At 39.4% G+C, this 25,218-nt stretch carries 21 protein-coding genes; 12 read left to right on the top strand and 9 right to left on the bottom strand.

Going from position 1 to position 25,218, the window contains the following annotated elements; all coding sequences use genetic code 11:
• Nucleotides 1-8 precede the first annotated feature (8 nt).
• The 4 genes from PSF28_RS06980 (at nucleotide 9) to PSF28_RS06995 (ending at nucleotide 5,016) form a co-directional block, all read left to right on the top strand.
• On the top strand, nucleotides 9-1,448 hold the full coding sequence (locus tag PSF28_RS06980) for a purine-cytosine permease family protein (RefSeq protein WP_210839728.1): 1,440 nt from the start codon (nucleotides 9-11) through the stop codon (nucleotides 1,446-1,448).
• A 152-nt stretch (nucleotides 1,449-1,600) separates the two neighbouring features.
• A complete protein-coding gene (locus PSF28_RS06985; RefSeq protein ID WP_210839726.1) occupies nucleotides 1,601-2,356 on the top strand; it encodes an electron transfer flavoprotein subunit beta/FixA family protein in 756 nt (251 codons plus the stop codon).
• 15 nt (nucleotides 2,357-2,371) lie between these two features.
• On the top strand, nucleotides 2,372-3,322 hold the full coding sequence (locus PSF28_RS06990) for an electron transfer flavoprotein subunit alpha/FixB family protein (RefSeq protein WP_210839724.1): 951 nt from the start codon (nucleotides 2,372-2,374) through the stop codon (nucleotides 3,320-3,322).
• 11 nt (nucleotides 3,323-3,333) lie between these two features.
• Nucleotides 3,334-5,016, top strand: a complete 1,683-nt coding sequence (locus PSF28_RS06995) for an electron transfer flavoprotein-ubiquinone oxidoreductase (RefSeq protein WP_272684821.1) — start codon at nucleotides 3,334-3,336, stop codon at nucleotides 5,014-5,016.
• An 89-nt stretch (nucleotides 5,017-5,105) separates the two neighbouring features.
• On the opposite strand, the gene PSF28_RS07000 is transcribed toward PSF28_RS06995, so the two are convergent.
• A complete protein-coding gene (locus PSF28_RS07000) occupies nucleotides 5,106-5,819 on the bottom strand; it encodes a UTRA domain-containing protein (protein ID WP_210839708.1) in 714 nt (237 codons plus the stop codon).
• 276 nt (nucleotides 5,820-6,095) lie between these two features.
• Here PSF28_RS07000 and PSF28_RS07005 point away from each other — a divergent pair, with 276 nt between their 5' ends.
• From PSF28_RS07005 to PSF28_RS07035, 7 genes are all read left to right on the top strand, one after another.
• A complete protein-coding gene (locus PSF28_RS07005; RefSeq protein WP_272684822.1) occupies nucleotides 6,096-7,349 on the top strand; it encodes a hypothetical protein in 1,254 nt (417 codons plus the stop codon).
• Nucleotides 7,346-8,473 (top strand): hypothetical protein, encoded by a 1,128-nt coding sequence (locus PSF28_RS07010; protein WP_210839707.1) that lies wholly within the window; start codon nucleotides 7,346-7,348, stop codon nucleotides 8,471-8,473. Before PSF28_RS07005 ends, PSF28_RS07010 begins: the two co-directional genes overlap by 4 nt.
• A gap of 522 nt (nucleotides 8,474-8,995) precedes the next feature.
• Entirely contained in the window at nucleotides 8,996-9,670 is a 675-nt protein-coding gene (locus PSF28_RS07015) for a CsgG/HfaB family protein (RefSeq protein WP_272664358.1), read from the top strand.
• Nucleotides 9,671-9,679: 9 nt separating this feature from the next.
• A complete protein-coding gene (locus tag PSF28_RS07020) occupies nucleotides 9,680-10,033 on the top strand; it encodes a DUF4810 domain-containing protein (protein WP_004908184.1) in 354 nt (117 codons plus the stop codon).
• Entirely contained in the window at nucleotides 10,030-10,686 is a 657-nt protein-coding gene (locus PSF28_RS07025; protein ID WP_272684823.1) for a DUF799 domain-containing protein, read from the top strand. The genes PSF28_RS07020 and PSF28_RS07025 overlap by 4 nt, the downstream gene beginning before the upstream one ends.
• Nucleotides 10,687-11,229: 543 nt before the next feature.
• Entirely contained in the window at nucleotides 11,230-12,633 is a 1,404-nt protein-coding gene (locus PSF28_RS07030; protein WP_004908186.1) for a tryptophanase, read from the top strand.
• A gap of 63 nt (nucleotides 12,634-12,696) precedes the next feature.
• A complete protein-coding gene (locus tag PSF28_RS07035) occupies nucleotides 12,697-13,944 on the top strand; it encodes an aromatic amino acid transporter (RefSeq protein ID WP_210835922.1) in 1,248 nt (415 codons plus the stop codon).
• A 90-nt stretch (nucleotides 13,945-14,034) separates the two neighbouring features.
• Here the strand turns inward: PSF28_RS07035 and PSF28_RS07040 are convergent, their stop codons facing one another.
• Both PSF28_RS07040 and PSF28_RS07045 read right to left on the bottom strand, forming a co-directional pair.
• Nucleotides 14,035-15,012: an energy transducer TonB gene (locus tag PSF28_RS07040; protein WP_272684824.1), complete on the bottom strand. Its 978-nt coding sequence runs from the start codon at nucleotides 15,010-15,012 to the stop codon at nucleotides 14,035-14,037.
• A gap of 20 nt (nucleotides 15,013-15,032) precedes the next feature.
• Nucleotides 15,033-17,168 (bottom strand): TonB-dependent receptor, encoded by a 2,136-nt coding sequence (locus tag PSF28_RS07045; protein WP_247605255.1) that lies wholly within the window; start codon nucleotides 17,166-17,168, stop codon nucleotides 15,033-15,035.
• Between the two features lie 472 nt (nucleotides 17,169-17,640).
• On the opposite strand from PSF28_RS07045, the gene PSF28_RS07050 reads away from it, so the two are divergent.
• Nucleotides 17,641-19,191, top strand: a complete 1,551-nt coding sequence (locus PSF28_RS07050) for a methyl-accepting chemotaxis protein (protein ID WP_210835927.1) — start codon at nucleotides 17,641-17,643, stop codon at nucleotides 19,189-19,191.
• Between the two features lie 64 nt (nucleotides 19,192-19,255).
• Here PSF28_RS07050 and fis read toward each other — a convergent pair whose 3' ends face one another.
• The 6 genes from fis to accC all read right to left on the bottom strand — a co-directional run bounded on the left by fis (nucleotide 19,256) and on the right by accC (nucleotide 25,216).
• Nucleotides 19,256-19,552 carry a DNA-binding transcriptional regulator Fis gene (gene fis, locus PSF28_RS07055; protein ID WP_004258438.1) on the bottom strand — a complete coding sequence of 99 codons (297 nt, stop codon included), beginning with the start codon at nucleotides 19,550-19,552 and terminating at the stop codon, nucleotides 19,256-19,258.
• Between the two features lie 7 nt (nucleotides 19,553-19,559).
• Nucleotides 19,560-20,543: a tRNA dihydrouridine synthase DusB gene (gene dusB / locus PSF28_RS07060; protein ID WP_004908195.1), complete on the bottom strand. Its 984-nt coding sequence runs from the start codon at nucleotides 20,541-20,543 to the stop codon at nucleotides 19,560-19,562.
• Between the two features lie 317 nt (nucleotides 20,544-20,860).
• Complete coding sequence (gene prmA / locus PSF28_RS07065) at nucleotides 20,861-21,745, bottom strand: 50S ribosomal protein L11 methyltransferase (protein ID WP_210835928.1); 885 nt, start codon at nucleotides 21,743-21,745, stop codon at nucleotides 20,861-20,863.
• A gap of 255 nt (nucleotides 21,746-22,000) precedes the next feature.
• On the bottom strand, nucleotides 22,001-23,461 hold the full coding sequence (panF, locus tag PSF28_RS07070; RefSeq protein ID WP_210835959.1) for a sodium/pantothenate symporter: 1,461 nt from the start codon (nucleotides 23,459-23,461) through the stop codon (nucleotides 22,001-22,003).
• On the bottom strand, nucleotides 23,451-23,693 hold the full coding sequence (locus PSF28_RS07075; protein WP_004908202.1) for a DUF997 family protein: 243 nt from the start codon (nucleotides 23,691-23,693) through the stop codon (nucleotides 23,451-23,453). The genes panF and PSF28_RS07075 overlap by 11 nt, the downstream gene beginning before the upstream one ends.
• Before the next feature lie 176 nt (nucleotides 23,694-23,869).
• Nucleotides 23,870-25,216 carry an acetyl-CoA carboxylase biotin carboxylase subunit gene (gene accC / locus PSF28_RS07080; protein ID WP_102137952.1) on the bottom strand — a complete coding sequence of 449 codons (1,347 nt, stop codon included), beginning with the start codon at nucleotides 25,214-25,216 and terminating at the stop codon, nucleotides 23,870-23,872.
• Between the last annotated feature and the right edge of the window lie 2 nt (nucleotides 25,217-25,218).

The raw sequence follows: 25,218 nt of genomic DNA on the forward strand, positions 1-25,218 counted from the left end.
GAGTTACCATGACAGTTTCAAACGACATCGCTACAGGGCAAAAAAATCGGCAGGAGAATGTACCTTTAATCGAAGCGCGTTCCATCGATTACATTCCAGAGTCCGAGCGCCACGGCACCTTATCAAGCCAATTCACACTTTGGTTTGGTTCTAATTTGCAAATAACCGCAATTGTAACCGGAGCCTTGGCAGTCGTACTAGGTGGGGATGTATTCTGGTCATTAATTGGCTTATTTATTGGCCAGTTGTTAGGTGGTGCGGTGATGGCCTTGCATGCGGTGCAAGGACCAAAATTGGGGTTACCACAAATGATTTCGAGCCGTGTACAGTTTGGTGTATACGGTGCCGTCATCCCTATTTTATTAGTTTGCATGATGTATGTCGGGTTTTCTGCCAGTGGTACTGTGCTGGCAGGGCAAGCGGTGGGTCAGTTATTACATGTGACGGATTGGGTTGGAATTATCATTTTTGGTGTGGTGATTATTGGCATCACAATTTGTGGTTATCGCATCATCCATATTTTAGGAAAAGTGGCGAGCGTTATTGGTGTAATTACGTTCTTCTATCTATTTTTCCGTCTATTTTATATGAATGATGTTTCGGTACTACTGGAAAACCGCCATTTTAGCTGGACTAACTTTTTATTAGCGATGTCATTGTCTGCTTCTTGGCAAATTGCATTTGGGCCTTATGTTGCTGACTATTCACGTTATTTACCGACTAAAACTCCAACAATCAAAGCCTTTTTGGCCGTGGGTTCAGGTACAGTTATTGGTACGCAAGCATCGATGATTTTAGGGGTTTTTGCCGCAGCGCTTGCAGGGAATAAATTTGCGGGTAACGAAGTATCGTATATCGTGGGCTTAGGTAGCACAGGTTTGATAGCGGCTCTGTTATATATCAGTATTTTCTATGGGAAAGTGACGATAACCGCGCTGAATGCTTATGGCAGTTTTATGTCTATGGCAGCAATTTGGTGTGGCTTCCGTGGGAAAAGCCAAATATCTCGTGGGCAAAGGTTGTTTTTCATCATTCTGATGGTGAGCTTCTCGACAGCTTTAGGGTTAGCTGGGCAACATTCATTCTTAAAGTTATTCTCTGCTTTCTTATTGTTTTTACTCGCATTCTTTACTCCTTGGAGTGCAATCAATCTTGTTGATTACTATTGGGTCACTAAAGGCCGCTACGATGTGCCTGAACTCGCAAACCCAAATGGCCGCTATGGGCGTTGGAATAAAGTTGGGATATTCACTTACATTGCGGGTGTGTTAATACAGTTACCCTTTATTTCAACAGGGTTTTATACCGGGCCTTTAGTCGAAAAACTCGGTGGTGTTGATATCTCATGGATTGTGGGCTTGGTGGCAACCAGTGTTATTTACTATGTTGCGATTAAAAAATGGCCTATGTCAGTGGCAGACCGATTGATATTACCCACAACTAAATAACCATTTCATCAAAAACGAGCATTAAAAATAGTAAAAATTGAGATAGCCAGTAGCAGTGTGAATATCACTGTTACGGTTTCTCTCAACCTAAAAAACGATTTTAGAACATCATCATACCCAACAATCGTTGAAGAATTGGGATAGGAGTTGCTATGAAAATTTTAGTCGCAGTGAAGCGAGTAATAGACCATAACGTCAAAATAAGAGTAAAAGCCGATGGCTCAGGCGTTGAATTGGCGAATGTCAAAATGGCCATCAACCCCTTCGATGAAATCGCTGTCGAAGAAGCTGTACGTTTAAAAGAGGCGGGAAAAGCGACAGAAGTTATTGCTGTTTCCGTTGGTGATATTGGCTATCAAGAAACATTACGCAGTGCGATGGCGATTGGTGCTGACCGTGGCATTTTAGTCCAGAGATCTGGAGAGTTGACCTTAGAACCACTGGATATTGCGCGTTTACTTCAACGAATTGTGGAAAAGGAACAGCCAGATCTTATTTTATTAGGCAAACAAGCTATTGATGATGATTGTAATCAAATAGGCCAAATGCTTAGCGCATTATTGGATTATCCGCAGGCGACATTTGCCTCACAAATTCAGTTTGAAGGCCAATTACTGCAAGTTACAAGGGAAATTGATGGCGGGTTAGAAACGTTAGAGATGCCATTACCCGCGGTTATCACAACGGACTTAAGGCTCAATGAACCTCGTTATGCAACTTTGCCTAATATCATGAAAGCTAAGAAAAAAACGTTAGATATTATCGATATTGCTGATATGAATTTTACTCTATTAGGGCAAATTAAAATGCTTAGTGTCTCAGAGCCTAAAAAACGGGCAGGGCAATGTACATTGTTAAGCAGCGCGATAGAGCTAGTCAGTGCATTGCAAGCGAAAGAAGTGATTTAATCGAGGAAAATATCCATGAGCCAAATATCTGTATTAGTGGTGGTCGAACATGATAACCAAACAATTAAAATCTCTACTTATCATAGCATTAACGCTGCAAAACAACTTCTTGCCGCGGGTGATCATTTGCACTTATTAGTTGCAGGAGATGAGACGAAATTGGTCGCTCAGCTAGCTGCGTGTATACAGGGCGTGAGTAAAGTTCTAGAAATACAATCAGATAACTTGAAAAACCAACTCGCAGAACCGATGGCTCACGCTGTGGTTAATATCGCAAAGGAGTATACCCATTTACTGTTTCCTGCGACGACATTTGGGAAGAATATAGCCCCACGGGTTGCTGCAACGTTAGGGATTGCACAAATTTCAGACATTACTCAAGTTATTGATTCTCAAACCTTCATTAGGCCTATTTATGCAGGAAATGCGTTAGCAACAGTGCAGAATAATGGCCAACAAGTGGTTATTACGGTGCGTAGTTCGGCATTTTCGGGGGGATATGAAGCACAAAGTGATGCTGAAATTGAAACCGTTTCCCTTGCCGATATTCCCTTGCGTAGTCAGCTAAAAAGCCAATCTCTAACCCAAGTTAGCCGTGCGGAATTGAGCTCTGCAAAAGTGGTTATTTCAGGTGGGAGAGGTTTGAGCTCTGGTGAAAATTTTGCGCTATTGGAAACAATCGCTGACAAATTGGGCGCTGCGGTTGGTGCTTCACGTGCCGCGGTCGATGCAGGCTTTGTTCCGAATGACTATCAAGTCGGGCAAACAGGGAAAATTGTTGCACCAGATTTATATATCGCAGTAGGAATTTCAGGAGCAATTCAACACGTTGCAGGCATGAAAGAAAGTAAAGTAATCGTTGCGATTAATAGTGACCCTGAAGCGCCGATTTTCCAAGTTGCAGATTATGGCATTGTTGGCGATCTATTTGAGATCTTACCGGAATTTGACAAAGCATTAGCGTAAGAGGTGGATGAATGGCTATCGACAATATTGATAAGATAAACGAGGCCCCCGAGCGGGAATCGATGGAGTTCGATGTCCTGATTGTCGGTGGTGGGCCTGCGGGGTTATCTGCAGCAATACGATTAAAACAGCTTGCCGCAGAGAAAGGAACAGACATATCGGTTTGTTTAATTGATAAAGGCGCACAGATAGGTGCTCATGTTTTATCTGGTGCGGTGATTGATCCACGGGCTCTTGATGAATTGCTGCCAGACTGGCAGCAAAAAGTTTCAGGCCCCTTAACACCTGTAAATCATGACCGTTTTTTATGGTTGAAAGAGAAAAAAGCAAGTCATTTACCCCTATCTTTATTACCAAAGTGTTTGAAAAATGATGGTAATTTCATTGGTAGCTTAGGGCAGGTCAGTGCTGCGCTTGCCGTTGAGGCTGAAAGATTAGGAGTTGATGTTTTTGCTGGTTTTGCTGCGGTTGAAGTGCTATTTGATGAGACAAACCAAGTAATAGGTGTCACCACTGGAGATATGGGACTTGATAAATCAGGTAACCCAACACCGATGTATCAACCAGGTATGAATTTGCTTGCGAAAATGACCTTTTTTGCGGAAGGGTGCCGAGGTCAACTCGGTAAACAATTAATAAACCATTTTAATTTATCTGCAGAGAGTGGCAAACAAACCTATGGTTTGGGAATTAAGGAAATCTGGCAAATTCCAAAAGAGCAACATCAAGCAGGGTTAGTTGTCCATTCTGTTGGTTGGCCACTAGATAACCACACCTATGGCGGTGGCTTTGCTTATCACTATGGAGATAACTTAGTCGCAGTGGGTTTGGTCGTCGGGCTAAATTATGAAAACCCTTATTTATCACCATTTGATGAGTTTCAACGCTTAAAAACCCATCCTGCTTTTAGTGATTTTTTATCGGGTGGAGAGCGTATCAGCTATGGTGCTAGAACGATGGTGGCAGGTGGGTTAGCCGCGTTACCCGAATTAAGCTTTCCTGGTGGGGTGCTAATTGGCGATGATGCTGGTTTTTTAAACGCGGCTCGTATCAAAGGCACACATTGTGCCGTTAAAAGTGGCGCACTAGCGGCAGAAGCGTGGTTTAGCGCTATCCAGAATGGAATGGTTGACTATTTACAGTTTAAACAGCAATTTCGACAGCTATTTGAAGAGAGCTGGTTATATCAAGAGCTTTACCAAACACGGAATTTTAAGCCTTATATGAAAAAAGGTTTAGTCGTTGGTTCAATGCTATTTGGTGCAGAACAACTGTTATTAAAAGGGCACAGCCCGTGGACGTTGAAATTAAAACAATCGGACCACGAAGGAATAAAAGAAGCGAAAGGTTTTACACCGATAGACTACCTAAAACCCGATGGTAAATTAATTTTTGATAAACCTTCTTCCGTTTTTTTATCGAATACGAACCATGAAGAGGAACAACCCTGCCATTTAAAACTGGCTGATACTAATGTTCCTATCCAAGTTAATTTAATGAAATATGCTGCGCCTGAGACACGTTATTGCCCCGCTGGAGTCTATGAAATTATAGGGGATAAAAGTGAAGAAAAACTGCAAATTAATGCACAAAACTGCCTGCATTGTAAGGCTTGTGACATTAAAGATCCGTTACAAAATATCACCTGGACTGCTCCCCAAGGAGGGGAAGGGCCTATTTATCAAGGAATGTAAAACGAATTTATTGTGATGTAGATGTGCTTGATATTTTTTGTTTTATCAGTCGCTTTGGGGCAATTTTGCCCCATTTTTTTATTTCTGCATTAATTCTCAATTCGCGAATGTAATTTTAATTTGTAGCGCGAACCCGCGGTGATCATTTTAACATAGCTAATTAGGGTCTTACCTGTCCAAGTGCGCCGACTAAGTTGTAAACAAGGTGAGTTTTCTTTAATTGATAATGATTGAGCAATGGACTTTGTGGCTAATGCGGCTTCAATGGTATGTTCCATTTCACTGACAGGAAAATGGCGTTGCAAGTAACCGCTAGGCGTTTCTGTATCGCCATATTTTTGCTTAACAAAGTCAGGCACAATGGCGTGGTTAACATAGCGTTCTTCTAACATTAAAGGGATATCGTTTTCAAAATGAAGAACTTTACAGTATCCCACATCACTTCCTTCGCTAATTCCGAGCTGTAGTGCGATTTCTGCTGACGCGGAAATAATTTTAAGTTGTAATTGGTGACCGCTATATTTGTTACCGCTCGTTGAGATCTCATCAAAAATATCAAATGCTTTTGTAACTGGGAGCTCATGTTTTTGGGTGGCAACAAATGTGCCTTTTCCTGCAATACGATTTAGGATCCCTTTTTGGCTTAACTCTGAAATGGCTTTATTCACCGTCATACGGCTTACATTAAATTGAGCGCATAGCTCTAATTCTGTCGGTATTTGAGTTTCAGGCATAAAAATACCTAAATCAATACTGCGTAAAATGTAAGACTGGATTTGCTTATATGCAGGTTGTGATGTCATCGTTGTTATTCAAAATTATTGTTAAAGGAAGGAGTGGTAAAATTGCTTTATTGCCACATTTCACTCACAAACTTTGTATTGAATGCAAGTTTATCAGTAATTACTGGCTTTGCTAGTAGGAGACACCTATTTCTAATAATTAACCTGAGTTAAATAACAGTTTAGAGTGCTCGTCATTGTCTGAATTATTTTATTATAAGGTAAGTTTTACTAGGGCTATATACCTTTATTTATTATCATAATGTTAAATTTACTTAGCGAAATAGGCATTTACTCATGCGAGTTCAATATTTCCATGTCAGTCTTACTCAATGTGATTATCAAAATGTCAGCCCAATGGGGATGGTAAGATTGATTGCCTCTAAAAAAGTATTTTTCTTTAATCAGGATGATTTTTCAAATAGCCAAATTTTTTTAGAGCGCATACAGCAAGGTGACTCTTTGGTTATTTGTGCAGAAGAGATGAATGATGGAAGCTATTGGGTTGAATGGGTTTACCATGCTGAGCATGGCCGGCTTGAGCCCGATAGAACCGTTAGCTTTAATCGTTCACTAGGAAAACAATACTTAATTTCGTTAGTCTTAATGGCACTGATACCTGCGGTGTATTACTGTTTTACTGAGGCAGACGACAGTTTCTTGATGATAATATTAGTGGCCATTTTGGGTTGTGCTGCTTTCACTGGGATCATTCTTTTTGGCTTAGCACTCGTACAAACAAAGCATATTTTAAGCCCAAAACGAAAATTAATTTTGAAAGCGCTAGATTCAGTTATTGCTGGGAAATATAAACTGTTTGAAGAAAGTTCATATATTGAAATCGACGGTATCAAGAATCCTAAATCTAAGCCTGTAAAATTACATAAAGCTGCTGAAATTAATGTTGATAAAACATCACTATCCGTGACAAAAGGTAAGGTAAATATCACTGCAAATTACAACCTTACGATCGCTGCAGGAGATACTCTCCAAACACTCAATAAAGTTAATTTACAGATTAATAAAAAACACATGGGAGTTTTAGTCTCAGCAAATGAGCCCCTTTTTAATAATCATAAATTATTTATTGCACAGGCGGATGAACTTGAGGTTTTACATAAAAATATTCAGGAAGATTCAAAGGAACAAGTCGTTTTTGGCATCCTAAATCATCAAGACGGACTAGCATATAGCCTGATAGGTAAAGGCGCTCCACAAGAAAGAGGGTTCTATATTGGTTTGTGGGGCTTTATATTCTGTATTCTAGCGCTTTTCATTCTAGCCGTTGGTAGCGTATCTATTAGCGAAACCTTTGAAAAAGGCGGCTATTGGGATTATTGGGACTGGATGAATATTATTGATACTGGTGTCATGTTTATCAGTTTCTCAGGAACTATTTTACTCGGAATAAGCTTCCTTATTGCTTTATGTGTGGCGATTTATTTTAAAGTGTCAAAACGCGGTAATGCCTATTATCAATCTCAATATTTTTTAAAACAACTTCGTCGGCAGCACGGTAAAACAGATTATGTGACGGAGGTGCGTTCATGAACCCATTTCTCAGTAAACGATTCCTTATTTTAACGTTTATTTTTGCACTCAGTTTATTGTTCACTCTTTTTGTTTTTATTCGTGGTGGTACGGAAGATTGGCAATGGCAAAACCATAATGAAAATAGTGTAGCAATAGGTAGCTATGATTTCGCAACGACATTTCCATCTGAAAAGGGGATGCTAATAATAGCTCAAAAAAGCAGCCGTTCTAGCTATTATTATTCTTATAGTCCTTATGAAACGTTGAGTGAATATGATTACCAGATATTGTTTGCAGATAATCAAGGTGTCCATTTTATTACGTATGGTGACCAAAGCTTCTATAATGCTGTTTGTGAAAGAAATGAGTGCTTAATCATGCTAAGGGATGGCTACCGTACTATTAATTTAACCAACTTTTCGGTAAGTGAATTAATTCCTTGGGGAGATAAGCCCAGTACTCTATTTTCGACATTAATTATGGGTAAAATTTATCAATCTAAAGGTTCTCCTTTTTATGTGGTTGCGGATAATGAAAATATCTTTATTAGCACAGATAAAGGAATGGTATGGGAACATTTTATGAATGTTCGTGATTTAGCTAAATCATTATTTCCTGAGGAAATTTCTGGTAATTCAAATTTCTCCTACGCAACTTACCGAGATAAAATCGTAATGTGGTACAGCTACGGTAATCAAATGGGATCACTAGAAGTTATCATGGATATCCCCACTAAACAGGTTATAAGTAGTAAATGGTTACCTGTCAGAATCAATGAATCAGCACAAAATCGTCATGGCGATATTTTTGTGGTTGCTCAGGAGCCTTCACGCCGTTTATTTTCTTTGATGCAATTCCAGACTAATGGTGATTTTGAGGTTATTGCAGAAAGCGGTTATAACCATTTGAACAGCTTAAAAGTTGGTAATCAGGGGGTAATTGTTTCGAATTCAGTTAGAGGTTCACAACAATACTTAATGATGGATATTGCAACCAAAGAGATCCGTTATCGCCCTGAATTTCCTTTGTATAACAAAATATACAATATGGCGAACCAATCTTTGATTGAAATAGAAAGCACTTATTCGAATGAAGGTAAACTGACTAAAGGCGCACAAGTTTCTTATCAATCTTTGCATTGATATGCGATTGTGATTTAGCGTGTTCTTATTCAAGAAGGATAGGGGAAACTTTATCCTTTTTTATATTGGTTACTTAAAAGGTTAATTTAATGCGGAGATGGGAATAGTTTGCGGTAAATCTTCGCGTTAAGATGAGTAAGAGGGCCTTTCAATGGTAGATTGAAAAACAGATAAAAATTAATCAATTCTAATTGATTATATGGAAATATTATCTTCAATCAGAAAAAATAAAAGGAATATAGTTAATAATGTTATTAACTATAGGTGGTGCTATTAGATGTTATCACTAAAGATTACTAATTAAATTGTTTTTCTAAATTTATCCATATTTAATCAAACGGTTGATTTTATTTTAGTAAACCTTAGTGACTTTATGAATATTATCGTAATTAAAAATCAAGCTAAACATAAGGTAAAAAATAGGTAGTATTGACTAGATCCTATTCTTCATTTAATGCAAAATAACAGTGCAAAAATTAATTCTAATTCTAATTCTAATTTTATTTTAATTGAGATAGCTAAATGAATATATCCAAAATCAGTATTGCATCTATTTTTATTGCAAGTGCATTATTAAGTGGTTGTGCTAAAGAATCTTCTCGCTCTTTAGCTGTAGAAAAAGTTGCGACATATAATACTCAATATTCAGGTCCAAAAAGCCCAATATCAATAGGGAAATTCGATAATCGTTCTAGTTATATGAATGGTATTTTCTCTGATGGTGTTGATCGTTTAGGTAATCAATCTAAAACCATTTTGATGACACATTTACAGCAAACAGGTCGTTTTAATGTATTAGACCGTGCAAATATGCAAGAGCTTAAAGAAGAAGCTGGTATTAAAGGTCAGTCTCAACAGTTAAAAGGTGCAACTTATGTGATTACTGGTGATGTTACTGAATTTGGGCGAAAAGAAGTAGGGGATCGCCAGTTATTCGGTATTTTAGGTCGTGGTAAATCACAAGTAGCGTATGCCAAAGTTAATTTAAACGTTGTTAATGTTCAAACATCTGAAGTGGTATTTTCTTCACAAGGTGCTGGTGAATATGAATTATCAAATAGGGAAGTGATTGGTTTTGGTGGCACCGCTAGTTATGACTCAACATTGAATGGAAAAGTATTAGATTTAGCCATTAGGGAAGCTGTAAATAACTTAGTTTCGGGTATTGAAAGTGGTGCATGGCAGCCAGCTAAATAAGGAAATACGATGAAAATTAAATTATTGGCTGTTATGGCCGGTGCGATTTTATTAAATGGCTGTGCCAATGAACCAAAACCATTATATAACTGGGATGGTTATCAAACAACGGTTTACCAATATTATCAACAAACAGAAACTAGCCCCCAAGAGCAAATTCAAGCTTTGAAAAAGAATTTGGAAATGAGCAAAGCAAAAGGTTTGGCAACTCCGCCAGGGTTACATGCACATTTAGGGTTATTGTACTCAACAACCGGAGCGGTTGATCTTGCAATGCAAGAATTCACTGCAGAAAAAGCATTGTATCCAGAATCTGCGGCTTACATGGATTTTCTCATGAAAAATAAAGGAAAAGTAAAATGAAACATTTACTTATAGTCTGCGGATTGGTGATGACATGGTTATTAACGGGATGTGCTCAGCCAACTAAAGTTGATTACACGGCATTTAATCAAAGTAAACCAAAAAGTATTCTGGTGCTATTACCACAAAATAGTTCACCAGAGGTACAGGCAAGTCATGGTTTATTATCACAAGCGACCTTTCCTTTAGCTGAGGCGGGTTATTATGTGTTCCCTGTTGCTGTTGTTGAGGAAACTTTTAAGCAAAACGGGATGACAAATGCGGGTGATATTCAGGCTGTTCCTCCAGCAAAATTACATGAAATTTTTGGTAATGATGCGGTACTTTATTTGAATATTACTGAATACGGAACAAGTTATCAGGTTATTTCCAGTGATACTCGCGTTACAGCGGATGCAAAATTGGTTGATGCTAGGACAGGGGCGTTATTATGGAGTGGCTCTGCAACTGCATCGAGTGCTGAAAATAATTCCTCGTCAAATGGTATTATTGGGGTGTTAGTATCTGCTGTTGTTAACCAAATCGTAGATACAATGACAGATAAAAGCTATGCAATTGCAGGTATAACAAGTGTCAGGTTATTATCTGCAGGTAAACCTAATGGTATCTTATATGGGCCTAGGTCACCTAAATACGGTAAAGATGCTCAGTAATTATTAATTATTTTAATAATGGGTAAAATAAAACTATTTTACCCATTTTATTTAAGTTATCTTTATTTAAGTTATCTTTATTTAAGTTAAATTAATGTATTTAATTATGTTGTTATATTAAGTATATGTACTTTTACTAATGTAGTTAAACTAAATTTAATAAAATTAAACTCTTATTTAATAAATAAATTAAGACTGTGACTTGAGTCAAGTTGTTTCTGCCTCTCTTGCTAATAATGTGATAGAGGTACAATATTATGACAATAGCGATTACTTTGGTAATACAACTGTTATATATATAATAGCAGTCGGTTGTACTAATTCCTCGTTGATAGGAGTCATAGTATGTTCTTGTTAAACGAATCTCTCATTTCAAGGTATTTCTTCTATATGAAGAAATGGTTCAATATTGATATCTCTTTAGCCTTCTTTTTCCCAAATAAATAACCTTTCTATTTTCCTTTCTTAAAGTTTTTTTAACTTATTTCACTATGGGTTAAATCTCTATTATTTATTATTTAATGAAAAATTAAAGGTATTATCATGGCTAAAAGAATCGTAGAACCATTCCGTATTAAAATGGTAGAAAATATCCGTATTCCATCAAGAGAAGAACGTGAAGCGGCGTTAAAAGAAGCAGGATATAACCCATTTTTACTACCAAGCAGCGCGGTTTATATTGATTTATTAACTGACTCAGGTACCAATGCGATGAGTGACCACCAGTGGGCAGCAATGATTACTGGTGATGAAGCGTACGCAGGATCTCGTAACTATTATGATTTAAAAGATAAAGTGAAAGAGATGTTTGACTATGATTACGTCATTCCTGCTCACCAAGGTCGCGGTGCTGAAAATATGTTATTCCCTGTTTTATTGAAAGTAAAACAGGAACAAGGCGGTGCTAAAAAACCGGTATTTATTTCTAATTTCCACTTTGATACAACAGCAGCACACGTTGAATTAAACGGTTGTAAGGCAATTAATATTGTTACCGAAAAAGCCTATGACTCGGATACTTATGATGATTGGAAAGGTAATTTTGATATCCAAAAATTAAAAGATAATATTGCGGAGCATGGTGCAGAAAACGTTGTTGCAATTGTATCTACTGTAACTTGTAATAGTGCAGGCGGTCAGCCAGTATCAATGGCGAATTTGAAAGAAGTTTATGAGATTGCTAAACAACATAATATTTTTGTTGTCATGGACTCGGCTCGTTTTTGTGAAAATGCGTATTTTATTAAAGAGCGTGATCCTAAATATAAAAATTCGACAATTAAAGAAATTATTCTTGATATGTATAAGTATGCTGATGCATTAACGATGTCAGCGAAAAAAGATCCACTATTAAATATTGGTGGGTTGGTCTGTATTAAAAATGATGAAAAGATCTTCACACTGGCAAGACAACGCTGTGTTCCAATGGAAGGTTTCGTGACCTATGGTGGATTAGCGGGTCGTGATATGGCGGCAATGGTACAGGGTCTTGAAGAAGGGGCTGGTGAAGAATATCTGCATTATCGTATAGGGCAAGTTAAATACTTAGGTGACCGCTTACGCGAAGGTGGTATTTCAATTCAATATCCTACAGGCGGGCACGCAGTATTTGTCGACTGTAAAAAACTGGTTCCACATATTCCAGGTGACCAATTCCCAGCGCAAGCTGTTATTAACGCACTTTATTTAGAATCGGGTGTTCGTGCGGTTGAAATTGGTTCATTCTTATTAGGGCGTGATCCTGAAACGGGAAAACAAAAACATGCAGACATGGAATTTATGCGATTAACTATTGCGAGACGCGTATATACCAATGACCATATGGATTATATTGCAGATGCTCTCATTGGGTTAAAAGATAAATTCGCAACTCTGAAAGGTCTTGATTTCGAATATGAACCACCAGTATTAAGACACTTTACAGCAAGATTAAAACCAATTAAATAATAGGTCGCTTTTCTGGTTCCCGTGCAATGCGGGAACCTCATCCTTATTCTTAAGGTAAACACCATGAATAATTCGGCAGCCAAAAAAGAACCCTCCATAATGGTAGGGGGTTTTGTGCTAGGCGGTGCCATGATCGGGGCGGGTATGTTTAGTTTGCCCACTATTATGGCTGGAGCTTGGTTTATTAACTCTGTAGCTATCTTGTTAGTTGTTTGCTTTTTTATGTTTCACTCAGGGATTTATATTTTAGAATGTATATCAAAATATGGATCAGGAACGAATTACTTTTTCATATCTAAAGAATTATTACCAAAATGGGCATGCTATATAGCTAATATGGCATTAATATTTGTACTTTATATATTAATTTATGCCTACATATCAGCCGCAGGCTCGGTTATTAAAGAAGCCGCCGCTATTTACGGATACAACATCAATTTAAGATTAATATTTATTATCTTTACATTAATATTAGGTGCGAGTATTTGGTGGAGTGGCGTTGGAGCAAGCCGTTTAACATCATTGTTTTTATTTATTAAAATAGTTTTATTTATTTTGGCTTTCTCTGGGTTATTTTTTATTGTAAAAACAGATTTGTTATTAACTTCACCGGTTGAGGGCGGACAAACAGCATTGCTACCTTTTGTCTTTATTATTATCCCCTATGCAATTACTTCTTTTGGTTATCATGGGAATGTTTGTAGTCTATATAAGCTTTATCATGAGAATGAAAGAAAGGTTGTTAAGAGTTGTGTTATCGGTTGTGTATTAGCATTGGTTCTCTATTTTCTTTGGATCATGGGGACAATGGGAAATCTACCGCGGGCAGAATTTTTGACAATTATTAATAAAGGCGGTAATTTAGACGCATTTATTGAATCACTATATGCAGTGCTGAATAGCAAAAATATTGCGACATTCTTACTGTGGTTCTCTATTAGTGCTGTATTCTGTTCATTCTTAGGTGTCGCAATTGGGTTATTTGATTACATTCTTGCTTCGCTGAATTTTAAAGATAATCCATCAGGTAGAATGAAATCTGCATTATTATGTTTCTTGCCTCCTCTTATTCTTTGCATGTTATTCCCAAATGGTTTTTTAATCGCAATAGCTTATGCAGGTATGGCGGCATGTATCTGGGCTATTATTTGCCCTGCAGTTATGGCATTAAAGGTAAGAGAGCGTTTTCCTGAATCTAAATTTAAAGTGTGGGGCGGAAAGGGGTTAATCTATGCCGTAATCGCTTTTGGTGTCTTTGGTATTATTTGCCAATTGTTAGCGCAGTTTAATTTGTTACCGATATACCGTTAATTTTTCAAAATACAAGCTGTAAAATAACTGCAAAGGTACAGTGAGGGTTCGCTGTACCTTTTTCTATCCAACAATATGGCTGACTGTAAACTAGTATTGAAATATGACCGTTTTTTTAAAGTACATTTTAATATTTTGTCCTTGATAAATAATGGGTTTAAAGGCCATTTTTTTAATCGCTTTCACCGCTTCTTCTTTAAAACCTAAATCAGGGATCTTGTTGTTTAGTATTTCAACGGATTCAACTTGGCCATCTAATCCAACTAATAACCGAATTTGTACTTTAACCACTTTTGTATAGCCTAAGGAGCGAGCCTCTTTTGGATACTTAGGGGTCGCATCCTGTAAAATTGTATAGGAAATACCACTCGAACCGAGTGCGGTATAACTTCCATCACCATTAGCAGCGAATTGGTTATTACCCGATAATATATTATTCGCTTTACCACCTTGACTACTTTCTGAAGTTGATGAGGTGGTGGCAGAATGATTTTTAGCCGCTGAATTGGAGGGTGTTTCTTTAGCTGTTTCTAGTGAGTCTTGCTGTGTTTTATGGCTTATTTTATTGGCAATAAGCTGATTTTCTGTGTTATTTCGAGTGTCATTGTTCAGTAATTTACTTTGTTTTTCTTGTTTTTTTCCTTGTACGGGCTGACTGATCTCCGGTTTTGTATTTACTTTAGTTTTCTGTGTGAGCAAAGGTGATTCAACTGTATTATCAACGGGAACATTGACAGGAGTTAATGAATTTTTAAGTTGGGTTTTTGAGGGTATTTTACTTTCATTAGGTTGAGACTTGCTAAGCGGCTTCAGTTGCGAAGCAGCTTCAGCCTTCGAAGGGGATTCTGATATAACTTCTTGTAATTGCGCTTGTCTCTTACTACTCTGCTCTCCTGAGCCCCCAGAGGAGCCCATTGGCCCTTCTAGAGATAGCGTTATCGTTTCCTCACCTTCGACCATAGGTACTGCCCTACCTGTTTGTAGGGCGATAAACATAATGGCAATGATATGGATAACGAGTGACAGTACTAAAGCAAGTTTATAGCGAAAAAACGGGTTTATAGTCACTGAAACATTTCCTGTTTAAATCAATAGGTGGCTTTGATACCTGCAAAAAATGAGCGCTCATTTCCAGGAATCAATGAGCCGTAGCCTGCAGTAACATAGTCGTAGTAGGTTTTATTCATTAAGTTAGTGACTCCACCATATAATTCAATGTGTTCAATCGGTGTGTAACGAACACTCAGGTCAATGAGCTCACGTGATTTAACAACGCCATCTTCTTCTTTATTGGCATCAGAAAGGAAGTTATTGTACGAACCATAATAGGTGTACTGAATATCTCCTGATAAATCCTCAGTAAAGTCGTATTTTACTTTTAGTTTAACGGAGTGCTCTGGCACTTTAGTTAAACCACTTTTCGTGTAATCAATGGTGTTTTTGCCGTTTTCTTCCAAGAATTGACGGCCATGGTTGTTATAATCAGAACGTCCTCTGAGCCATGAATATGATTCTTGGAAGGTGAAATCACCGAGAGTTTGCTGGAAGTCAACATCGGCTCCCCAGCGGCGAGTTTTCAACAAATTCATTGTCTTCGCATCATTGACACTAGTGAGATAAATGCGATTTAACTGATTATTCGTATTGGATGTCCAGAACGTGACATTAACAGTACTAAACGCTAATTTGTCTCTTAAACCAACCTCAAATAAGTCATATTTCTCATCTTCGGCCTTAGTCGGTGTGTAAATTTTTTCACCATTAACGACCGATTGGTCACTGATTTGCAAGCCATCAGGAAGGGTGTAGCCTCGTTCATATCGCCCATAAACTCGGCCTGTATCGCGATAAAGGTAAGCAAGAGAGAGTTCTGCAGCGGTATTCCAACGGTCTGAAGTACCTGATCCATTTACCGTACCGCTTTTATCAAATGACCATTCAGCCAATTCACGTCTTAGCCCTTGAGTAAAAACAAATTGGTCTGATTTCAGGCTGTTAAGGACATAAATTGCTTTTGTTGTTTTATCATAATCGAAATTATGAGGAACCCCATAATATCGTCCTTTGCTGTCTTTTTTATAGCTTCCAATATAATGAATAGAAGCCTTTTGTTTAGCGTAATCTACGCCCAAAAGTAGGTTACTATCATCAAGGTAGCCGATATCTAGTTTGATTTTTGTTCCGTGGCTTTTTTGATTAACTTTTTGTTCCCAGTTGGCATTATTAGTATAAAAACCATCAGTGTAGAAAACATCAGTAGCAAAATTGAGTTTATCCGTAAATGCATTTTGGTAACTTAAATTATAGCTATCGACCTCGCGGTCACCGGTCAAATAACCGCTGATTGTTTTTTTAATTAACTTACCATTTTCATCAATCCCAACAGTGACGGTTTTGTCTGGTGGAACGTAGTCTTTACCATACTTTTTGATATTACGTGATGTGAGCGTTTTTACGTACTGAGAACTTTCAGTGAGATGGCTTCCTCGCAACATCAGGCTTTGATCTGAAGTGAGATCCCATCTTCCACCTAATGAATAATATTCTGAATTACGGTAGGTATCTTTATAGTAAAGGTCACGATTTAGTTTACTGGCAGTGCCTAAAATTGAAAATTTATCATTAACCCGCGCCCCTAAATTAGCATTTAAACGGTATCCTTCTGAGTTCCATTCAGATAAAACACTTGTTTTGGGATTAGCCATACTTCTCAGGTTAGAAGTGATATTAATGACTCCACCTGCAGTCCCTGAGCCGTAAATAACGCTTCCACCGCCAGGAATGATTTCAATACGCTCAAGTTGTTCAACGGGAATAATATCGTAGTTAGTGGTGTAAGGGTGATTTGCTAATGTGGTAATTGGAGCCCCATCAAGTAATACTTGTAGGTTACGTTGTGAGGTTTCAGCCCCTTGTCCCCGCAAGTCTATATTACCTTGCCCAGAGGTATCGACACTAATACCAGGAACGGATTTAAGCACATCAGAGATTGTGCGATTGCCTTTACCTTGAATATCTTCTTTTGAAATAACAATAATTTGCTTGGTATCTCGTAAACGTTCTATTTCAACGTAGTCAGGTCGTGCATAACTATCTTGAAGCTCAATTGCATCGGTAGCATCTTGAGGCTGCGACGATTTAAGCTCTTTATTGGCTGCATGAGTGGTAAAAGAAAGTGTTGATAAAATAATGAAACAAATAAAATCTGGCTTAAATTTAACCATATTGTTTCCAACGGAGGAAATATTTTTCATTGGAGTCGGTTTGCCTTTTTAATGATAATGCAAATGATAATCAATCTTATTATATTGTTATTGATTTCAAGATCAATTAATTTAAACCAATTTATTCTATGCCTAATTATTTGATTTAAGTGAAAATAAATTGTTGACTTAGGGGGTATATGTTACTGAGTGGATGGTCGCTTTTACGTCAGGATAGATATGAAAATAGTGATCGGGATGGTTCATTTACTCAGGTTGGATTCTTGTATTTAGCGATCTACTTCAAATTACTCACATTAATCTCAAATTTTTAATTTTCTCTGATTCCCAAAATCAAATAGTAACCCCCTTGAAATATAAGTATTTTTACCTATATAGAGTAAAGAGCGACCAAATCTAGCGGTTAAAATATTTTCCTATAGCGCCGATAAAGTTAAATATTGTCAGATTATCCCACCAAAAGAGAAATTCTATGCAGAAACTTCGAAATTACTCAATTCGCACTGTGGTCTTCGTATTGTTAAGTATTTTGTGTCTGATCTTGGGGGGAACGAATGTATACAGTGGTTGGTCACTATCACGCATTGCTGATGGAAACGATATTGATAGGCAATTAGTACAACAAATGACGGTGATCAGTCAGGGAAATGACCAATATTTTCGTTTTGTTACACGGTTAACCCGGGTAATGGAAAGTAAAAGTGAAGGAAAAACAGTGGACTATGGCCCTGTCAAAGAGGCGATGTCCAATATGGAAAAATATTTAGAGCAGATAAAATTGATTTCTCCTGGGCCAATGACTCCTGAAATTGCAGAGCAGGTAATTAGCAGTTGGCAAGCACTACTTGATGATGGGGTAAAGCCTCAATTAGCCCTTAGTATGGAAAGTGATGCTAATAAATATTTATCCCACGCCCATAATGTCACTCCCGCATTGAGCCGAGCTTTTGGCTCTTCAATTCAAAAATTCAACCAGACAGCAGAAGAGTTGATTAGCCAAGCTCGAAATCATGTTGATAACGTGATGAATATTACGCGAATGGTTATGATAATCACTGCAATATTAGGGATCTTCATGCTCATTTTTACTGATCGCTATATGGCAGAGATGATGCAAAAACCACTAGGTTTACTGAGACAGCATTTTATTGATATCGCAAAAGGTGATTTAAGCCATCCTGTACAGTCATTCGGAAATAGCTGTGTAGGAAAATTATTTCCAATACTTGAAGGGATGAGAAAAGATTTAAGTGAATCGGTCAATACAATCCGGCAAGGAAGTGACAATATTTATTTGGGGGCAAATGAAATCTCAAACGGTAATAGCAACCTTTCATCTCGAACAGAAGAGCAGGCCGCTGCGTTAGAAGAGACGGCAGCGAGCATGGAGGAAATTACAGCAGCAGTTCAATTGAATATGGAAAACACACTCCAAGCTAATCAACTAGTCGGTGAAGCGTTTGTGGTCGCTAATAAAGGGAATAGCATTGTTGATTCAGTTGTCGTTACTATGAGTGAAATCTCCCAAAGTTCACAAAAAATCGCAGATATCATCAACATGATTAACGATATCAGTTTCCAAACTAATATCTTAGCGCTCAATGCTTCTATCGAAGCGGCTCGTGCAGGTGTGCATGGGCGCGGTTTCATGGTGGTCGCTGCAGAGGTACGTAAGTTAGCGAGCCATAGTGCAGAAGCCGCGATGGAAATTGAACGGTTAATTGCAGACTCAGGAACTTGTGTACAAAAAGGAACTGGTTTGGTGAACGAGATGGGCAAAACGATGGAGCATATTTTACAAGGAATCAATGAGGTGACAGCAATTATGGCGCAAATCACTGTAGCTTCAGAAGAGCAGAGCAAAGGAATCGCCCAAGTTGGAGTCGCTATTACACAGATGGACGGTGTTACGCAGCAAAATGCCTCTTTAGTTGAGCAAGTGGCTACAGCAGCCAACTCATTAGCACAGCAAACTCAAGACCTACAACAAGCGGTTCAGAAGTTTAATCTATCTGCGGCTTGATAATAAAAAGCCCTCACTGCATGACAGTGAGGGCTCACAAAAATACGGCATTAACCGACTAGGATTAGTTCATGCCGTATTTTTTCAGTTTCTTACGCAGAGTGCCGCGGTTGATACCCATCATCAGGGCTGCACGGGTCTGGTTTCCACGGGTATATTGCATAACCATGTCCAACAAAGGCTGTTCTACTTCAGCCAATACCAGCTCATATAAATCATTAACATCTTGATTATTTAATTGAGCAAAATAGTTCTTCAGTGCTTGCTTAACTGAGTCACGTAACGGTTTTTGAGTTACTTGATCTTGTGAATTTACAGTAGCAACGGTTAGTACGTCAGAATTTACGCGTTGTTCGAACATAGTTCTGTCAGCTCTTATCTTTATTTACGCAAAAATTTTCAAAAAATGCTTCCAACACCTCCAGCTGTTCGCTGGCATCCTCAATGGTGTTGAATGAGCGCCGAAACTGGTCATCAGGTGCATGTTCTTTCAAGTACCAAGAAACATGTTTGCGCGCAATACGGGCTCCTTTGCCTTGACCATAAAAGTCGTGCAATTCCTGTACATGCGCTAGCATAATACGTTGTACCTCTGCCATAGGCATCGGTGGCAATATTTCACCTGTGTCCAGATAATGCTGGATTTCCCGGAAGATCCAGGGTCTTCCCTGAGCTGCTCGGCCTACCATCAAGGCATCCGCCCCTGTGTAGTCTAAAACAGCTCTGGCTTTTAGCGGGTCAGTAATGTCGCCATTGGCAATAACCGGAATGGTAACAGTCTGCTTAACTGCCCGAATATTGTCATATTCAGCTTCCCCATTAAACAGACAGGCTCTAGTTCTGCCATGAATAGTGAGAGCTTGAATGCCGCAATCTTCGGCCAATTTGGCAATCTCTATGCAGTTTCGCTCTTCAGGTGACCAGCCTGTGCGGATCTTAAGGGTAACTGGCACATCCACTGCTTTGACGACACCTTCAAGAATCGATTTCACGATTTCTGGGTAGCGTAGCAGTGCCGAGCCTGCAAGCTTACGATTCACTTTTTTAGCTGGACAGCCCATGTTGATATCGATGATTTGAGCGCCACTCTCAACGTTGATTTGAGCCGCGGCAGCCATTTCATCGGGATCATTGCCAGCTATTTGCACTGAACGAACCCCAAGTTCATCGCGATGAACCATTCTGAGTCTAGATTTGTCGGTCTTCCAAACTTGAGGATTAGAAGAAAGCATCTCTGATACTGTCATCCCAGCACCCATGTCATAACAGAGTGACCTAAACGGTTTATCTGTAATGCCTGCCATGGGGGCAGCAATAAGACAGTTTCTCAACTGATATTGTCCGATTCGCATAACTAAATGGGGGCCATACTGTGACTGCAAGGGCGCGTATATTACGCATTTTTTACGAGATATGAAAGGACAAACTTTGAGCAAACGGTTATTTATCACTAATTTTTTTATCTTGCATCTTTGCAATTATAAAATTAGTTATACTTAACAAATAGTTAAGTTGGTTCCATAACGATTTATTAAAATAACTGTTGTGCTGTTCAAATCTCGTGCAGAACAGATTATCGCCAGCTATTGAGCAATATTTGAGCTATAAGATAATCTATTCTGGCGTTGTTTTCAAAGAAATTATTCTCTGATTTTAATAAAAAAAATCACTAAAAATGCTTGACACCTGTAATCCGGCACCATTCTTCTTTTTCAGCGACAGGATCAATTTCAAAAGTTGAACGGTATGCATCCGCAACACTTTCCGCTTGGCTGGCGAGTACACCAGAAAGACCCAATAACCCACCCGGACGTGGTAGCACACTAATCATAGGGGCGAGTTCGCGTAATGGGCCAGCAAGGATGTTAGCAACCACGACATCGGCTTGTAAGTCATTAGGCTGGTCTTTAGGTAGATATAGGGATAAACGCTCTGAAACGCCATTACGTTGCGCGTTATCGCGGCTTGCGGTGATAGCTTGAGGGTCGATGTCGATCCCAATCGCATGAGCGGCACCTAATTTTAATGCAGCGATCGCTAAAATTCCAGATCCACAACCAAAGTCGATCACGGTTTTACCTTCGAGATCAAGGCCGTCTAACCATTGAAGACACAATGAGGTGGTTGGATGCGTGCCAGTACCAAAAGCGAGCCCAGGATCTAACATCACATTAACCGCAGTTGGATCGGGTACATCACGCCAGCTTGGGCAGATCCACAAACGATCCCCAAAGCGCATTGGATGAAAATTATCCATCCATTCTCTTTCCCAATCTTTGTCTTCTAATTGTTCGATTTTATGGAGAAAACCCGCACCCAGTAGAGGACTATTTTCTAGTTGAGCGACGACAAGTTTCATGTCGGTTTCTGCATCGTAGAGCCCGATAACATCGGTATCGCCCCAAAGACGCGTTTCCCCTGGAAGTGGCTCAAACACAGGGGTGTCATGGCTGTCTTGAAAAGTGACGGATACCGCCCCTGTTTCGATTAACGCATCGCCAAGGTTTTCAGCATCTTTTGCGGTTGAGTTTAGTCTTATTTGTATCCAAGGCATTGTTTTTTCTCTTCTAGAATGCTCGTCATTCTTCACGCTCTAGCGTTGCTCTTCATTCTTCACGCCATTGCGTTGTTGGCTGCGCTCGCTAACCCTAGTCACATACTTGTGTATGCTCCTAGGGATTAGCTCGTTTGCCGCCTAGCTATGACGTGAATTATTTAGAGCACTAAAATGTTTCACGCCAATATTGAGAGCATTACATTTGTTAATTTACATTAGGTAACGCCAAATTCACCTATCAGTAGATAGGAATCAGTGAGTGCTAGTTACCTGTTCGTTTGCTGGTGATTGTACTGGATTTTTGCCAAAAAGATTACCGACAAAAAAGGCAATAAGACTAAAAATCAGTGATGGGACGATAGCGTGAAAGCCCATGATTTCAATTTTAAAACTTGCCAATATGGCATAACTGACGCCACCGACGACCATACCACTGATTGCACCTGTCCCATTGGCTTTTTCCCAGTAGAGTCCGAGGACTAATGGCCACAAGAAAACGGCTTCTAAACCACCAAAAGCCAGTAAATTCAGCCAGATAATCATCTGAGGCGGGTTCCATGCTGCAACTAAAAGCAACGCACCTAAGACCAAAGTGGAAAGGCTAGAGATCCGCGCAAGACGCTTTTCATTTTTGATTTGTGTTGGCACTGTGTTCAGATAGATATCTTTTACGATGGTAGCTGAGGATTGCAGCAGTTGTGCGTTGATCGTCGACATAATTGCAGCCATTGGTGCCGCTAAGAAGATCCCCGCAGCGAAAGGTGGCAGAACTTGTACCATCAAGGTCGGGATCACTTGGTCTGGGATCGTGAGGTCAGGTAAAATTGCACGACCGAGAGCGCCCGCGAAGTGCATACCAAACATCAGCACTGCCATGACGATAGTTCCCAAAATAATGCCGCGGTGAACCGCTTTACTGTCTTTATATGAAATACAACGAACTGCGGTGTGAGGTAAGCCTATCACCCCAAAACAGACCAAAACCCAAAATGAAGCTAAAAATGGCCCGCTTAAAATGTCATCTGCACCTTCAGGCGATACCAATTTCGGATCTATGCTATGCATTTTTTCTATTGCAGCGGGTAGACCACCGGCATGGTAAATAATCGCAACGAGTAGGATCACCGTGCCTAATAGCATCACTAGCCCTTGCAGCGCATCATTCAGGACACTGGCCCTAAAACCGCCAATTGCGGTGTAGAGTGCGATGGATACCCCAAAAATCATTAACCCGTAAGTATATGGAATACCTGCTGCCGTTTCTAATAAGCGTGCCCCACCAATAAACTGTACTGTCATGGCACCAAAAAAGGCAATGAGCAGGCTAACACTGGCAAACCACACTAAAAACCGGCTTTGGTAGCGTGCATACAGCATATCGTTGAGCGTAACAGCATTATAGCGACGTGCCAAAATAGCAAATTTTTTACCGAGTACGCCGAGAGAAAGCCAAATAGCAGGCAGTTGGATCATCGCCAATAGCACCCAACCTAGGCCATATTTATAGGCAGCTCCCGGCCCACCAATAAATGAACTCGCACTGATATAAGTTGCTGTGATGGTCATCGCAAGGACAAAGCCGCCCATTGAACGATTACCTAAAAAGTATTCATTTAAAAACTCGCCTTTTGTTCGTTTTTTATATGCATAAATGGATAGCAAAAAGACGAGAGCTAGGTAGCCGACGAGAGGCAGGAGAACTTCAATCTGCATCATTCTCCTCCAGAGAGATGTCTTTAAAAATCAGTTTAACCATCATAATGCAGAGCAAAATAAAAATGATGGGTAAGATGAGACAAGACCATTCAAACCACAGTGGTAGCCCTGTAACTCCAAGTGTATTGTCCGGCAGGTAAGCACTAATAACCCAGCCGACTAGATAGGCGATAGTCAAATAAAATGACCAGCGTGCTTCTTTATTTGATTGAAGAAAACGTTTATCCACCCGTTATTCCCCTTCATTCCCATAAAAAAATAATCAGCAATTGTACGATAATCCGTGGGCTGAGTGTGAAAAATAGCAGAAGAAAAGTGCAATAAAGCGTATTTAGCACAAAAAAATACCGTAACGCAGCGCGTTACGGTATCGATTAACGATGAGTTAAACAGGTTATCGCTGACTTATTCAGCAATACCCAGTTTTTTCTCTAAATAGTGGATGTTAGTTCCGCCTTTTTGGAAATTTTCATCGCTCATAATCATTTGGTGCAGTTCAATATTGGTTTTAATACCATCAACGATAAGTTCGTTTAACGCATTTTTCATACGAGAAATAGCGATTTCACGAGTTTCACCATAAGTAATTAATTTACCAATCATTGAGTCATAATACGGAGGTACAGTGTAGCCTGCGTAAATATGAGATTCCCAACGTACGCCAAAACCACCAGGAGAGTGGAAACGGGTGATTTTGCCCGGGCTTGGGATGAAGGTATTCGGGTCTTCTGCGTTGATACGGCATTCCACAGCATGACCATGCACCACGATATCTTCTTGTTTCACTGATAATGGTAACCCAGATGCAACACGCAACTGCTCTTTAATCAAGTCTACACCAGTGATCATTTCAGTGACTGGGTGCTCAACTTGAATACGGGTATTCATTTCAATGAAGTAGAACTCACCGTTTTCAAATAAGAATTCGAAAGTACCTGCACCGCGATAACCGATTTCAATACACGCATTGGCACAGCGCTCACCGATATTGCGGCGAATTTCAGGTGTAATACCTGGAGCTGGTGCTTCTTCAACCACTTTTTGGTGACGGCGCTGCATTGAACAGTCACGCTCTGCCAAGTAAACCGCATGGCCTTGGCCATCAGCCATGACTTGAATTTCAATATGACGTGGGTTTTCAAGGAATTTTTCCATGTAAACCATATCATTATTAAAAGCGGATTTCGCTTCAGCACGCGTTAGGTTGATAGAAGATTCTAAATCTTTCTCATTACGTACCACACGCATACCACGACCACCACCACCACCAGATGCTTTGATGATGACAGGGAAGCCGATACGTTTTGCGATGGCTTTATTTTTTTCAGTGTCGTTCCCTAATGGGCCATCAGAACCCGGAACGCAAGGTACACCGGCTTTTTTCATCGCGTTAATAGCAGAAACTTTATCACCCATTAGGCGGATGGTTTCAGCTTTTGGACCGATAAAAACAAAACCAGAGTTTTCAACTTGTTCTGCGAAATCTGCGTTTTCAGCCAAGAAACCATATCCTGGGTGAATCGCTTGCGCACCTGAAATTTCCGCTGCTGAGATAATCGCAGGGATATTTAAGTAACTTTTCGCTGATGCTGCTGGGCCGATACAAATTGTTTCATCAGCCAGTAACACGTGTTTTAGATCGCTATCTGCCGTAGAGTGAACCGCTACTGTTTTGATGCCAAGTTCTTTACAGGCACGCAAAATACGTAATGCGATTTCTCCACGGTTAGCAATAACAATTTTTTCCAGCATGG

The sequence above is a fragment of the Providencia sp. PROV130 genome (genome assembly GCF_028482225.1).
Classification (GTDB): domain Bacteria; phylum Pseudomonadota; class Gammaproteobacteria; order Enterobacterales; family Enterobacteriaceae; genus Providencia; species Providencia rettgeri.

Excerpts from the sequence above, each read along its gene's own strand:
- PSF28_RS06980 (WP_210839728.1), top strand. The coding sequence starts at position 9 with ATGACAGTTTCAAACGACATCGCTACAGGGCAAAAAAATCGGCAGGAG.
- PSF28_RS06985 (WP_210839726.1), top strand. The coding sequence starts at position 1,601 with ATGAAAATTTTAGTCGCAGTGAAGCGAGTAATAGACCATAACGTCAAA.
- PSF28_RS06990 (WP_210839724.1), top strand. The coding sequence starts at position 2,372 with ATGAGCCAAATATCTGTATTAGTGGTGGTCGAACATGATAACCAAACA.
- PSF28_RS06995 (WP_272684821.1), top strand. The coding sequence starts at position 3,334 with ATGGCTATCGACAATATTGATAAGATAAACGAGGCCCCCGAGCGGGAA.
- PSF28_RS07000 (WP_210839708.1), bottom strand. The coding sequence starts at position 5,819 with ATGACATCACAACCTGCATATAAGCAAATCCAGTCTTACATTTTACGC.
- PSF28_RS07005 (WP_272684822.1), top strand. The coding sequence starts at position 6,096 with ATGCGAGTTCAATATTTCCATGTCAGTCTTACTCAATGTGATTATCAA.
- PSF28_RS07010 (WP_210839707.1), top strand. The coding sequence starts at position 7,346 with ATGAACCCATTTCTCAGTAAACGATTCCTTATTTTAACGTTTATTTTT.
- PSF28_RS07015 (WP_272664358.1), top strand. The coding sequence starts at position 8,996 with ATGAATATATCCAAAATCAGTATTGCATCTATTTTTATTGCAAGTGCA.
- PSF28_RS07020 (WP_004908184.1), top strand. The coding sequence starts at position 9,680 with ATGAAAATTAAATTATTGGCTGTTATGGCCGGTGCGATTTTATTAAAT.
- PSF28_RS07025 (WP_272684823.1), top strand. The coding sequence starts at position 10,030 with ATGAAACATTTACTTATAGTCTGCGGATTGGTGATGACATGGTTATTA.
- PSF28_RS07030 (WP_004908186.1), top strand. The coding sequence starts at position 11,230 with ATGGCTAAAAGAATCGTAGAACCATTCCGTATTAAAATGGTAGAAAAT.
- PSF28_RS07035 (WP_210835922.1), top strand. The coding sequence starts at position 12,697 with ATGAATAATTCGGCAGCCAAAAAAGAACCCTCCATAATGGTAGGGGGT.
- PSF28_RS07045 (WP_247605255.1), bottom strand. The coding sequence starts at position 17,168 with ATGGTTAAATTTAAGCCAGATTTTATTTGTTTCATTATTTTATCAACA.
- PSF28_RS07050 (WP_210835927.1), top strand. The coding sequence starts at position 17,641 with ATGCAGAAACTTCGAAATTACTCAATTCGCACTGTGGTCTTCGTATTG.
- fis (WP_004258438.1), bottom strand. The coding sequence starts at position 19,552 with ATGTTCGAACAACGCGTAAATTCTGACGTACTAACCGTTGCTACTGTA.
- dusB (WP_004908195.1), bottom strand. The coding sequence starts at position 20,543 with ATGCGAATCGGACAATATCAGTTGAGAAACTGTCTTATTGCTGCCCCC.
- prmA (WP_210835928.1), bottom strand. The coding sequence starts at position 21,745 with ATGCCTTGGATACAAATAAGACTAAACTCAACCGCAAAAGATGCTGAA.
- panF (WP_210835959.1), bottom strand. The coding sequence starts at position 23,461 with ATGCAGATTGAAGTTCTCCTGCCTCTCGTCGGCTACCTAGCTCTCGTC.
- accC (WP_102137952.1), bottom strand. The coding sequence starts at position 25,216 with ATGCTGGAAAAAATTGTTATTGCTAACCGTGGAGAAATCGCATTACGT.